14 protein-coding genes and 1 pseudogene are annotated in these 13,218 nt (G+C 35.0%); 7 read left to right on the top strand and 8 right to left on the bottom strand.

What is annotated here, in order from left to right; all coding sequences use genetic code 11:
- The first annotated feature begins 866 nt into the window (after positions 1-866).
- Positions 867-1,043, top strand: a complete 177-nt coding sequence (locus WG67_RS08520) for a hypothetical protein (protein WP_179945711.1) — start codon at positions 867-869, stop codon at positions 1,041-1,043.
- Between the two features lie 291 nt (positions 1,044-1,334).
- Here WG67_RS08520 and WG67_RS03520 read toward each other — a convergent pair whose 3' ends face one another.
- The gene (locus tag WG67_RS03520; RefSeq protein WP_070356917.1) at positions 1,335-3,356 is read right to left on the bottom strand and encodes an ATP-dependent DNA helicase RecG; all 2,022 of its coding nucleotides are present in this window, start codon (positions 3,354-3,356) and stop codon (positions 1,335-1,337) included.
- A 296-nt stretch (positions 3,357-3,652) separates the two neighbouring features.
- Here WG67_RS03520 and WG67_RS03515 point away from each other — a divergent pair, with 296 nt between their 5' ends.
- Entirely contained in the window at positions 3,653-4,480 is an 828-nt protein-coding gene (locus WG67_RS03515; protein WP_038199131.1) for a hypothetical protein, read from the top strand.
- A gap of 3 nt (positions 4,481-4,483) precedes the next feature.
- Here WG67_RS03515 and miaA read toward each other — a convergent pair whose 3' ends face one another.
- Positions 4,484-5,377 (bottom strand): tRNA (adenosine(37)-N6)-dimethylallyltransferase MiaA, encoded by an 894-nt coding sequence (gene miaA, locus WG67_RS03510; protein ID WP_070356916.1) that lies wholly within the window; start codon positions 5,375-5,377, stop codon positions 4,484-4,486.
- A 75-nt stretch (positions 5,378-5,452) separates the two neighbouring features.
- On the opposite strand from miaA, the gene WG67_RS03505 reads away from it, so the two are divergent.
- The 5 genes from WG67_RS03505 to WG67_RS03485 all read left to right on the top strand — a co-directional run bounded on the left by WG67_RS03505 (position 5,453) and on the right by WG67_RS03485 (position 9,067).
- The gene (locus tag WG67_RS03505; RefSeq protein ID WP_010082479.1) at positions 5,453-5,923 is read left to right on the top strand and encodes a hypothetical protein; all 471 of its coding nucleotides are present in this window, start codon (positions 5,453-5,455) and stop codon (positions 5,921-5,923) included.
- 118 nt (positions 5,924-6,041) lie between these two features.
- On the top strand, positions 6,042-6,629 hold the full coding sequence (locus tag WG67_RS03500) for an L-threonylcarbamoyladenylate synthase (protein ID WP_006280292.1): 588 nt from the start codon (positions 6,042-6,044) through the stop codon (positions 6,627-6,629).
- A gap of 17 nt (positions 6,630-6,646) precedes the next feature.
- Positions 6,647-7,468, top strand: coding sequence for a DNA polymerase III subunit delta' (locus tag WG67_RS03495; protein ID WP_070356915.1), 822 nt, complete (start codon positions 6,647-6,649; stop codon positions 7,466-7,468).
- 73 nt (positions 7,469-7,541) lie between these two features.
- A complete protein-coding gene (locus WG67_RS03490; RefSeq protein ID WP_022626354.1) occupies positions 7,542-8,336 on the top strand; it encodes a hypothetical protein in 795 nt (264 codons plus the stop codon).
- Between the two features lie 68 nt (positions 8,337-8,404).
- Positions 8,405-9,067, top strand: a complete 663-nt coding sequence (locus WG67_RS03485) for a conjugal transfer protein TraJ (RefSeq protein ID WP_070356914.1) — start codon at positions 8,405-8,407, stop codon at positions 9,065-9,067.
- Here the strand turns inward: WG67_RS03485 and WG67_RS03480 are convergent.
- From WG67_RS03480 to WG67_RS07310, 6 genes and pseudogenes are all read right to left on the bottom strand, one after another.
- On the bottom strand, positions 9,064-10,560 hold the full coding sequence (locus tag WG67_RS03480) for a proton-conducting transporter transmembrane domain-containing protein (protein WP_010962853.1): 1,497 nt from the start codon (positions 10,558-10,560) through the stop codon (positions 9,064-9,066). The genes WG67_RS03485 and WG67_RS03480 overlap by 4 nt on opposite strands.
- A gap of 114 nt (positions 10,561-10,674) precedes the next feature.
- Entirely contained in the window at positions 10,675-10,860 is a 186-nt protein-coding gene (locus tag WG67_RS06725) for a hypothetical protein (RefSeq protein WP_187470113.1), read from the bottom strand.
- Between the two features lie 80 nt (positions 10,861-10,940).
- Positions 10,941-11,312 carry a holo-[acyl-carrier-protein] synthase gene (locus tag WG67_RS03475; protein ID WP_010082456.1) on the bottom strand — a complete coding sequence of 124 codons (372 nt, stop codon included), beginning with the start codon at positions 11,310-11,312 and terminating at the stop codon, positions 10,941-10,943.
- A complete protein-coding gene (proS, locus tag WG67_RS03470; protein WP_070356913.1) occupies positions 11,309-12,577 on the bottom strand; it encodes a proline--tRNA ligase in 1,269 nt (422 codons plus the stop codon). The genes WG67_RS03475 and proS overlap by 4 nt, the downstream gene beginning before the upstream one ends.
- Before the next feature lie 102 nt (positions 12,578-12,679).
- Positions 12,680-13,027 carry a hypothetical protein gene (locus WG67_RS03465; RefSeq protein ID WP_070356912.1) on the bottom strand — a complete coding sequence of 116 codons (348 nt, stop codon included), beginning with the start codon at positions 13,025-13,027 and terminating at the stop codon, positions 12,680-12,682.
- Positions 13,024-13,218 (bottom strand): annotated as a pseudogene (locus tag WG67_RS07310) (hypothetical protein); the annotation flags it as partial. The pseudogene WG67_RS07310 and the gene WG67_RS03465, both read right to left, overlap by 4 nt.

The following is a 13,218-nucleotide window of genomic DNA, read 5'->3' as shown; positions in this document are numbered from 1 at the left end:
TAAGGTTGGCTGTATTTATTTTTTACGTATACCGGATCACAATCAGCCAATATACATGTGTGCACAAAATCTTGACTCAAGTCTGACAACCAAGAAATTGCCTTACGTTTTTCTACCAAGCTTTCTGTTTTTTTACAGTTACTTGCTGCATCAATCATTGCCTGCGCTATTACTGATTTCCACAGCAAATAATACCTTTGTATATCATCTGACGTACTATTTGTTTCATAGTGGTTAAAAAATTCTTTAAAATTGAAGTTGTTTGACATAATGATACCTCTTTGGATTGAAATTTGAAATGATTTGAGTTTATGTCGCCACAGCAGATTCCGCTAACAAGCAGCGGGATAACGAATTACTTAACCGTCATTACACCGTCATACCGCGATTCATTCGCGGTATCTCGCTAACAAGCAGCGGACCGTCATACCGCCGCGGCGCTAACAAGCAGCGGGATGACGGTTGTCGTTTAGCCATAAACATTAAGAAATTTACCAAATGAAAAAAAAGGCAAAAGAAGCCCCGTANNNTGAAACAAAAATTCCAGTGCTCCCTTTCTTGTCATCCCAGTGCCCAGACACTGGGATCCAGGATTTTGATTAGCACTAAGTTGGTGAGCATATAAGTGTTATGTTAAAATATAACGTTTTTACGGAAAGTCTGGATCCCAGTGTCACGCACTGGAATGACATCGTTTACTATGTGCCATATTGCAATGTTCGTACAGTTGTGCGGGGTATAGATTCCGCTAACAATCGGAACGCCGCCACGAACCGTCATACCGCCGCGGCGCTAACAAGAGATCCCGCTAACAAGCAGCGGGATGACGGTTGTCGTTTAGCCATAAACATTAAGAAATTTACCAAATGAAAAAAAAGGCAAAAGAAGCCCCGTGGTTATTATCCGCTTTAAAATATTGGCGTTTTTTATGTTTTAAACGCTTGACAAGCGAGATTCAGCCGCTTTTAATTGCAACTAACTTACGCTGCAAACGTTTAAGAAATTTACTAAGCAGAAAAAAAGACAAAGAATCCCCGAGTTAGCTAGTCTTTTACTATCTCTGTCGAGTATTGGCATTTTTTGATGTCTTGTAACGCTTTATAAGCGCGTTCAGCTTATTTAGATAAAAATCTAGATGTAGATGAAGTTTTGTAAAGACATACAGTATCTATATACTGCAAAAAATTGAACATAAGACGCCGATACATTAAGTAATCCTTACCTTTTAATCTGCAGATTGGCGAAAGCAAATACAATAGCTTCACTATCATGATAAGTGGGCTGGCGAAGGGTGTCAAGTAAGTTTTTTCGTTTCTGTGGGCTACCTGGTTTTCCTACTGAAATTTTGAAAAATGTAATCTACTCCTATATTCAAATATATCAAGCAGTAATTCAAAATCAGCCATTGCGCCTTTTGCGTTATTATACGCGAGATTGAGCAGCTCTTTGTCCTGATATAAATCAGCAAATTTAAATTCCATACATCCTGATTGTTTTGTGCCTAAAATATCTCCACTGCCTCTTAGCATCATATCCCTTTCAGCAATGTAAAATCCATCTTGTGACTCACACATGATCTTTAACTTTGAAGATGAGCTTTTACTTAAATTATCGTATAATAATACACAAAAAGATGGCTTGTTTCCTCGCCCTACTCTGCCTCTTAACTGATGCAATTGTGATAACCCAAATTGCTCTGCATTNNNTATAATCATGATGGTTGCATCTGGCACATCTATACCAACTTCTATCACAGTGGTTGCAACAAGCAGAGAAAATTCATTCCTTTTGAAGGAAAACATAACTTGATCTTTCTGCTCCTGAGTCAATTTTCCGTGTATTATCCCGACTTTATCAAGAAATGTTTTTTGTAATTCCTGAAAACGCATCTCTGCTGCAGCAATATTGGTCTCTTCGTTTTCTTCTATATATGGACAAATCCAATATGCTTTTTCGCCCCTGTTTATAGCACCTTTTAGCTTTTCAATAACATCTGGCACCCTACTAATGTTCATAGTTACAGTTTTTATTGGCAATCTGGATTTTGGTTTTTCTTTCAAAATTGAACATTCAACATCACCATACATAGCTTGCTGCAAGGTTCTTGGAATGGGAGTTGCAGTAACGAAAAGTATATCGGCATTTTCTCCTTTTCCTACCAAGCGATTTCTCTGCATCACTCCAAATCGCTGTTGTTCGTCTATGACTGCAAGCCCTAAATTTTTAAATGTAACGTTAGCTTGAAATAGTGCATGAGTGCCAATCACTATATTTAAAACACCACTTGCAAGTTCGTTCATGATAATCTTTCTTTCCTTGCGCGAAGTTTTACCAGTAAGCAGCGCAACTTTTATATCGGTACAGGATAAAACTTCCTCAATCCAATTATAATGTTGCTCCGCCAAGATAGTAGTCGGTGCCATTAGAGCTGCCTGCATGTTGTTTTCTACCACATTTATCATTGCAAAAAGTGCAACTACGGTTTTGCCACTACCAACATCACCTTGCAGCAAGCTTATCATGCGATACTTGGATTTTTGTCTCTCTGAGATCTCATCTATTGCACGAGTTTGATCATTTGTTAATTGAAACGACAATTCATTTAAAACTTGCTCTTTGTATTTACTCAATATTATAAATTCTCTTCCCCTTTCTTTCACATGATTTTTTCTTGCAAGTTTCAGCGCTAGCTGATACGCAAACAATTCATCATAAGCAAGCCTTTTTCTACAAACCTCAGCTTCCACCAATGAGCTTGGTCTGTGCAACTTTATGATGCTTTCCCTCCAACTTAACCATTTTTTTTGCTTGATTAATGTATCATCTATCCACTCTGGTAAATCAGGCAATTCCTTTAGATTAGAGCTTATTATGTTCCCAATGCGCTTATTGGTAATGCCACGGCATAATTGGTAAACTGGCTCTATGCAAGCTATTTCTTTAAATTGGTTGATGTCAAGCGACACGTAATCTGGATGAGTAATTTGCCAATGTTCAGCAAATTTTTCGAGTTTGCCACTGATGATCACATTCGCTCCAATTGGAAATAGTTTATATAAATACTTAACTGAGTAATTAAAAAAGACTATGAATATATACTGACTCTCACTTTCAACGACTATTTTATATGGTCTACCTCTAAAAGTGGGCGACTGATGCTCATAAACTTTTGCAATGAAAGTTGTAAATTCTCCAACTCGAGCATCAGATAGTAACTTGCTTCTATCCACATAACTAAGTGGCTTATAAAACAGCAGATCCACCACCTTGTCCCCACCACAAAGTTTAGGCAATATTGCGGAATGGAACTTAGGTATATTCTCCAGCCTGCTATTTAGAAAAATCTGATTGCTCATTGAGATTCATACATGTGTAAAACTGTTATAGAGCCTTTTTAAAATCTTGTCACCTTATGGTCAGGTATGCACTATAGCTAGCACAGCTCTCTAACGTTATACCGCGATTCATTCGCGGTATCTCAGCCGCTAACACGTAACGGAATGACGAATTTGTTGTTTTTAAAATCGTCGGTAAGCCTAAGTTACCCCTAACTATATTTGCTATCATAGGGCTTATAGTAGGTATTTTATTAACTTATTAATCATTTTTATGTATTATTATACCATTAGCAGTCTATATCAAGGTATTAATGATGAACGGCTCTACACCAAAAGAAAAGGAAAATCCAATAGTTACACTAAGAGCTCAAGCAGAAAAGTTTGGTTTTAGCAGGTTGAGGGCTGGTAAAGATAATGCTGAAGCGAATTCTGGTGCAACTATGTACGTAGATCTTCCAAGAATGAAACTTGTTATTCAGAACAAAGTTATAACAAAAGAGCTTGTTGATGAATTATATAATAAACATACCAACCTCATTTCAAATGACAAAAATAAGTACCGCCAATTTGTAAAACAAGTTTTTACAGAGCTATTTGAATATGCTGAAGCAGAAGTTCCAAATGATTCTATTCTAGAAGAACTAATCACTAATTGTAACCAGGCTGCTTATGTGGGTGCATTGTATGGTAAAGGAGGACCTATCCTTCATTTAGCTGAAACATATGGGTTATTGTTTCAGTCTAATCATGTAACACATATTAATTGTAGTGATCCAAGTCATGCGGCAATCAGAATTGAAGAAAAAATTGCAGTTCGCACTTTTGCAGAACTGGAAGAAGAATTATGTAAATTGGATAGCTCGCTAGAATTCACACTTAAGTCTCAAGGTGATAAAAATGTAACATATGAAGATGGTAAATTGTCACTTACTGTTCCTAAGAGACTGAAGGACTATAATATAGGTGATAAAAACTTGTTTGACGTTATAAAAGAGTGTTTTCAGAAATTTTGCGAGAGGCTTGGATTTTTTAAAATAAAAATAGAGCATGGCTTGGATAAGCCACCAAAAGTGAACAGCCATCTGGAAAATATGGAACCGCCCATTCATAGCAATGAGTATGGAAATACACCTGGAAACTAACAATTAAAATATTTCAAGCGCTGTTAGCTCATTTGCACAATCAATGACTTCAGAACTTGGGAACTGGTTTTTAAACCAAGTGTACTGGCGTTTTGCGTAGTGTCTTGTGTTTGTTTGAGCAATCTGTATCGCTTCGTCTAAAGTAATCTCACCTTTCAAATACTTTACAATTTCTGGCACTCCATGTGCTTTCATAGCTGGCAAATTTGGAGCTAAGTTCATACTAAGTAGCTTTTTTACTTCATCAATTGCTCCATTTTCGATCATTTTGATAAAACGAGAATTTATTTTTTGGTATACATCCTCACGTTTAGGCAAAATTGTATATATCTTAAAATTATCGAATAAAGGAGGCTGTCTATTTTCTTGCCATACAAAGATTGTCTTACCAGTTTCAGTGATAACTTCAAGTGCTCTTGAAAGACGGTGCGAGTCATTAATACAGATTTTATCTTGAACTTTTGAGTCTTTGCTTAATACTAATTTATAGAACTCCTCTTTACTTAAATTTTTCCTGAGCTCACTTACGTTTTTTCTCACTTCCTGACTTATTTGTGGCATTGATGATAAGCCTTTGATGAAACTGCTGATGTAAAGCCCGCTTCCTCCAGTGATGNTAGGTATTTGAGCATTTTCTAATGCGTGATTAACTTCTTTTTCTAAATCCTCTAACCATAGACCCACGGAATAATTTTCTTTTGCTGAAACATAACCATATAATTTATAAAATTCTTCTTGCTTTAGTGGTTGAGCAGTAATTATGGGAATTTCTTTGTATACCTGCTTTGAATCACAATTTATTATACTAATATTTCCATATTTTTCTCTCAGGTTATCGCATAATTCTGATTTACCTGAGGCCGTAATTCCTGTAATAATTACTATATTATTTTTCATTTATATTAATTTAATTAACATATGATAAAGTGTAGTAAAAGTTTGGATTCTACAATCTAAAGTTTGGAGATTTTTATGGCAGAAAACAACGACAATAATTCATTTACTAAGCGTTTCACAAACAGGACTCCTGGCGGTACAGGGGAAGGTTTTTCCAGTAAGTATTCGTCTCAAAACACCAAAGAACGGGCATTAGGGGAAAAAGGAAAAATTTCTGAATTAGCAGGCAAAAAAACCGAATCCAAGGAAGCTTTTTCTGAAAGTGGCGGCATAAAAAGTAAAAGCAGAACTGTCAATGAAAGATCTTTTGCTGATGCAACAAAAAGAAGTAGGTCAGATCTTATATACTTAGTCCGTGGTAAAGATCGTGGAAAATCAGCGTGGCATTATGTATTAGTTGATAAAGAGAAAAGAGAAATGTTTCTAGCAAAAAGCAGAACTGGCTCTATAGATGTTGCAGACTATGGAGAGATTTTGTATTCAGGATGGGGAGAGGATCCACCACAGGCAATAATTGATAAAGTCAATGAAGAGTTTGGGTTGTAGCAAATCTGCATAACAAATGGTAAGCTGCGTTGCATTACGTTTACAAAAACTAGCAGTTACTATATAAGATACAGTGCAACAAAACTGATCTAGTTGTTATGAATAAGTTTTTAGCTATATGGTATCTAAAATAATAAATGCAATACAGAACAATTTATTAGTGTGTTTTCCAACAGAAACAGTGTATGCTCTTGCTTGTAATGCACTAGATAATGAATCTATAGGAAAAATATATCAGATAAAGAAACGCTCTCAAAATAAACCACTGTCTATATTTGTTAGTGATATTTACAATTTGACAAAAATAGCAAAGGTAAAGGAAAGATATATTGATTTAATAAACCACTTTTCTCCTGGACCAATTACCTATATTTTACCACTTAAAAACAACAACATATTGCCAAACGAATTCTTTAAAGATAGTATAGGCATCAGAATTCCTGAGCATCCTATTGCAATTTCAATACTAAACAAACTGAAAGTTCCAATAGTTGCAACTAGTACAAATATTTCAGGAAAAGAAAGTGTATGTAAGGCAAACGATATACCACAATCCATTAAGCAACATTTATCTGTAGTGATTGAAGATGACGAACTAGTTTCTGGTATAGAATCTACTATTATTGACTTAACCGAAGATAAGATTAAGGTTTTAAGGGAAGGTGCAATTTCATTACAAACAGTAAACAACGCATTTTCAAACTAAAATCTATAGGAGAAAGAATGAAAAAAGTAATAGGCCACAACCAAGCCAAAAAAAAAATAATGAACAACTTATCTGTTCAGTCTTGGCTGATCTGTGGTAAAAAAGGTATAGGAAAAGCAACACTTGCAAAATCCTTCTCCAATTGGTTACTCATAAAAAACTATAATGAAGTAGCATTGGACTTACACATTGTTGAAGGTGATACTATCGGAATAGAAAAAGTCAGAGAAATGAAAAACTTTCTATACTTAAGTCCCATTCAATCAGAACACAAAATAGCTATAATAGATAGCTTAGAGGCAATGACTAATAACGCTAAAAACGCAATATTGAAAATATTAGAAGAGCCGCCAAAAAATTCTAAGATATTTATAATTAGCCATAAGCCATATGATATACAAACCACTATCCGGTGTAGGTGCTTTCAGCTAAATTTACTCCCATTAACTTATGATGAAACAAAGCAAGTTGCTTCATCTCAATGTAAATTTGATAATCAAACGTTTGACGAAATGATTACTTTATTTCCTGGAATGCCAGGAATGATAATAAATACAATAAGTAGTGATGCTTATGAAGCATACAAATGCTTTTATAAATTTCTTCATGATTTAAAGAATCCCAATATGATTAATAAAGTAATTAATAGCGAAATCGAACTAGAACTAGCATCATATATAATTCAGGCCTTCATTTTAGAAAGCATAAAGAGAGAGGTAAATGGTGTTGAAATTCTGCTAAGTCAGTGGAAAAAAATAGATGAACTTTTCGTTGCCGCAAAGCAACTCCACTTAGATAAAAAGCATGTTTTAGCTAATGTAGTTAATATCATGACATAAGTTTACAAAGTATAATACTTTTAACATAAATTCATGATAAAATTCTGTTAATTTAATACTCGAAGTATATAATTTGACTGATAATAAATTAACTGTATGGCAATCAATAGAAGTTTTGACGAAAGCCATATTGAACATGCAGAAAAAATTAAGCTTAATTAAGAATATAGCTTCAGATCAAGACATAACCCTAGAAAAAGGAAAGGAGTTGTTAAGTGGCATTTATGAAGCAAATTTTAAGCTAAACAAGACAATCAATATAGCTACTTTGCCAAAAATTGGCTATCATATGCTAAATGGTGAGCTTGTTGTACGTAATCATATTACGGAAGAGGAAGTAAAGATTCCTGGAGATTTTCATTACCTTAAAGTCGTAAAATCCGATCATGATAATTATAAATTAACGTTTTGTAATTTTTTAGGTAATGAGTTTTTTGAATATAAAAAGTATGATCCACAATATTCTGGTATTTCAGATGAATATAAATTTGTGGATTTTGGTAGTGTAAAAAAGACTCATAATCTAAAATTTAAGGAATACATTGGTCATGCACCTAAATTTTTTGCTGCAGAAGGGCCTATTGAGCCTGGATCCCAAAACCATGTAATTGATCTATTTGAGCTAGTCAAAAGTGGTAAAGGTAGAAAAGTGGGAACCTTTGCTGATGAATTTGGTTATTTTGATGATCAAAATAAATTACATTATTATAATTATCACAAAAGTGTAGAAAGTAATACTTATGATCCTGAAAATTTCAGTGTAAAAATGATAAATATAGATGTGAGCAAAATCGATAAATTCTACCTCATTGCAGAACAAGGTGATATAATCATTCATCCTATTTGGGAAAATTTAGACATATTTTAAAGTTTTTTTTAGAGTATCTAAGCTTATTGTTATTATAATGATCCGATTAGGTCTGGTAGTATTGTGTTATGGAAGATAAATTGCTTGAATCAGTAAAAAACAAAAGTTATTTCAGTAAAGCAGTCGAATGGTACTGCCATAGGTATCTGTTTTGTGTAGCAGAAAGATCTTGGATGGCATTAATAGTATCGCTTCTCCTAGTATGCTTATGTTTATTAACATTAAACATATACCTGTTATTTCCTATTAAAAAAGATTTAAATTTTGTGAAGTATATGGACCACACAGAAGATGAGTTCTCTGCAATGCATAAGCTTAGTTTCAGTAAAAAGGAAGATGAATACACTTCCACAGCGAGGTACTTAATAAGTAAATACATTGAAATATACGAGTCCATTAAGATCGTTGAACCGAAGTACCAAGAAAATTTTATAAGAAATAATTCTATACATAAAATCTATCAAGGCTTTCAGGAAAAAACGAATAATGAAGCTGGTAATTTGTCTTTATCTAAAAGAAAAATCGCCAACATAAATGTAATAACATTATCTATTGATCGATCGACCAAGGACTTAGTTACATTTGCTGGAAATGCTACTGTAGTTTTTACAACCGAGCAAAATAAGGAGGATACTGTGGAGATTAGCTTCACTTTGTCGAATATAAAAGCAACTCTGGCTGGTATAATACCATTTAAATTTATTGTTAATGGTTATAAATACAGATTTTAAAATATTACTTGGTAGCTAAAAAAAATAACCAAAGTGCACATAGCAGTAATAACTGGAGGTAAAACTAGAAGAATTGGTGTTTTTTTAATAAAGTAATTCTGAGAAGGTTTTAAGAAAAAGGCGTTGTAAATTATCGGTAAAAAGTACAGAGCGTTGAGTATAGTACTAACAATTAACACTAGAGTTACAAACACAGAAAGTATTACATTGCCAGAGTTGAAAACAGCTTGAAAAATGAGAAATTTACCCCAAAAAGTCGGAGCAGGCGGCACCCCTATCATAGACAATGCACCTATAGCAAATGCTGTCATGCTAATTGGCATACTGCGTCCTATACCGTAAATCTTATCTATATATTTCTCACCTGCTCTCGTTATTATTGCTCCGGCAACGAAAAACAAAGTGATTTTTGCAAATGCGTGGCAAACTAATTGAAAAATTGCAACCCTCATGCTGAGATCACTAAAAATTGAAGCGAATAATATAATATACGACAATTGAGAGATGGTAGAGTAAGCAAGCAATTTCTTTAATTCTTTTTGCTTTAGTGCAATCAATGATGCAGTAATAATAGTAAATCCAGCAGCGTACGGAAGCCACCCTCCAGCAAACCAATTTTGCTGCACAAAACGTTGCATATTATCGACGCCGAAAGTGTATAATATAACTTTTATGATGATGAAAACTCCGGATTTCACAACAGCAACAGCGTGCAGTAGTGCACTCACAGGAGTTGGTGCAACCATTGCTTTTGGTAACCAAAAATGCATTGGCATTAATGCAGCTTTTCCTATTCCGTAAATCAGCATAGCAAAACACACTGCAATGAAAGTGATGAGTGAAGTATCAAATTTGAATATTCCACCGCTTACAAAGTCTAAAGTATGAAATTCATGATATAAAAGGCCTATTGCAGGAAAAAATAATACCAAAGAAGAGAAAAATAGCACGCCAAAGTAATAGCGTCCTGCAATCATTGATTCATTTGTTGAGTTGTAAGTAACCAGAGGGTATGTACTAATAGTTAGAAGCTCATAAAAGACAAATGTAGTGAGCAAGTCTCCAGAAAAAGCAATAAACATTGCACAGCCAATCGATATTGAAAAAAAGCATAGAAAACTTGAGTGATTGCTATCAGCATAGTTATTCTGCATATAACATATTGCATATATACTGGTCAGCACCCATAAAAACGATATTAATAAACTGAATATTACTCCGGTAGACTCTAGCTTTAAACTAATGTGCAAATTATTACCAAAATCCATGAGAATAAATTGAGAATGATCACCATATACCCAATATAAAGTGCACAGACACGTATACGTAAACAGAAGTACAGAAGAAGTGACAGTAATACTATTGTTCACTCCGGGCCATTTACCAGTAAAAAAAATAACTAACGCACTTAAAAGTGGAATCAACGCAGTAATTAATAAATAATTCTCAGTAATTGAAAATGGTAAGGAAAGAGACGTTAAAACACAGTCCATTAAATAATTCATCTTTTTGTTTAGGTAAAGCTAGAATTATACTAAAATCATAGAAAAACCGCTATGTTTTTTTGGCAAACTAGTCGTTTGTGTATGCTATAGCTATACTGCGATTCATTCCACAACTGTACGAACATTTGTTTTTGTTAAACACAACAAAGATGTCATCCCAGTGCCCTGACTACTTGGATCCAGGAAAGTTTGCTTGTGAGCAAGCAAACTAGCATAGAAAAACGTTTTCGATGAGATTGCAGAAAACCAGTGTCTGGGCACTGGGATGACAAAGGAGGACAGTGTCAAGCACTGACCATTTGCTGTGCAGTTTACCTTTAAAAATGAATGTTCATACAGTAAGCCATAAGATGACAAAAGAGTAAACTTTATCTGTGTGAGCTATAGACGCAAATTACAACAAATGCAGTAGCGTAATCTCCATCGTCACTTAAAGAAAGATGAATTTTGGAGATAAAATCCTTGCTAACGGTAAGATATGGCTTGCCTCTTACATCATTGTATATTTCTATATCTTTCATTGTAATACCCTGACCACTACCTCGTGCTTTAACAAAAGCTTCTTTTGCTGCAAAGCGTTTAGCAAAATACCTTGCTCGCATTTCTTGACTATTATACTTTCTACTTAGCTCTATTTCCTTTTCAGTGTAGATTCTATTGAGAAATTTTTCCCCGTATTTTTGTAATATTCTCAATATTCTTGGTATATATACTATGTCAGTGCCGATACCGTGTATCATTTTGCGCTAAAGTGATTTATTGCTTCCTCAATCTGCATTTCCTTTACCTCTCCAGTTGCTCTATTTTTTACTTCAACTATATTTTCACTTACTGCTTTCTTTCCGACAATTATTTGCCACGGCAAGCCTATCAGATCCATTCTAGAAAATTTTACTCCTACACTCCCTTCCGTATCATCGTAAAGCACTTCATCGCTCTTCAAAGCTTTGTATATTTTATCTGCAGCCTCCGTTACTTTCGTTTGTAAATTGATTAAACCAATTCTGAAAGGAGCTACCTCCTCCGGCCAGATAATTCCCTTATCATCATGAAAAGCTTCTATTATCGCACCAACAAGTCTTGAAACCCCAATGCCATACGAACCCATATGTATATTGACATTTTTTCCATCTTGAGAAGTAACACTTGCCTTCATAGGCTTTGAATATTTGTCGCCAAAATAAAAAATATGCCCTATTTCAATACCTTTACTAACATTTAACTGCTCTTGTGATATAGGGCAAGTCTCAGGATCATGCATATCATCTGCAACTGCGTATATACTCTTTAAACTTTCAATATCTTCACTCTCTAGTAGTTCAGAAAATTTATTGTCATAATATAAAGTGCTCTCACCAGTGTTTGCCAATATATGAAACTCGTGGCTCAAATTTCCTCCAATTGGCCCCGTATCAGCTCGAACTCCAATTGGAGTAAATCCCATGCGTATGAAGATTTTTATGTAAGTTTTGTACATCAAATTATATGAATTCAGTGCACCTTCGTAATCTACATCAAAACTGTATGCATCCTTCATCAAAAATTCCCTGCCCCTCATAACACCATAACGTGGTCTTACCTCATCACGGAATTTCCATTGAATTTGGTATAAACAAAGTGGCAAATCTTTGTAACTTTTTACCACATCTCTAATTAAATCAGTTGCTATCTCCTCATGCGTTGGACCAAAAAGCATATCTTCCTCATGCCTATCCTTTATGCGTAGCATTTCCTTACCGTAATCATCGTAACGCCCTGATTCTCGCCAAAGACTTGCTGGTTGCACACAAGGCATTAATGCTTCAATAGCACCGGATTTGTTCATTTCATCTCTGATAATATCTTCAATATTCTTAAGCACTAAGAGACCAAGTGGTAACCACGTATAGATGCCAGATGCTATCTGCTTTATTAAACCTGCACGCAAAGAATATTGATGGGAGATAATTTTAGCATGGGCAGGCTTTTCCTTTAGAGTTGGCAGGTAATATTTGGATAAGCGCATATAATAGATCTGATTGTATTAAGTAATCTTAATACAATCAGACCTGTAGGTAAACTTATTTTGAAAAGGAAGGGAAGTGCATGGCTGACCATTTCATAGTTATCATAGTCCTTGTACAACATTTTCCTTTTGGCATCGCAACGCTTTTCCACCAAACTGTGCTATGCGATCCTCAACAGAAAGAGGAGGTGAATCTTGCACCTCATTATCCACTGAGTCAACATTATTTACTTGTGGTGAATCAACATACGAACTTGGCGGTACCGGTGACTCCTCTTCACTATCTGAGAATTGCATGACTGCTGCTCTCTCCTTAAGTCTCTTTGTCCAATCTGAATAAGAACCATCCGACTTCTTTCTCTCTGCTTGCTCCCTATCTATTCTTGCAGCAAACTCTTCTGGTGTTTCTTTTTTGTCAGTGCCCCCACTATTTTCTAATTTTGCTTTCAATTCATTTGTAAAATTTTGTTGCTGCCCACTCTTTTTAACGTAGTACCTCCTCTTATCTGTTCAAACAGAGTAGAATGATTATTATTCTCAGGTTCACCAGCCTTCTTCGGTGCATCATTCTTAGGTTGCTCCGTACGCTTGGAAGCTGTAAAAAAATGCGGAGGCGGAGGTGGTAGTGCAGCATCTTGTGG

Origin of the sequence: Wolbachia endosymbiont of Drosophila incompta (genome assembly GCF_001758565.1) — a bacterium.
GTDB lineage: Bacteria > Pseudomonadota > Alphaproteobacteria > Rickettsiales > Anaplasmataceae > Wolbachia > Wolbachia pipientis.
Note: the sequence above shows the minus strand (reverse complement) of the source record. Positions and strands in the feature narration are given on the sequence as shown.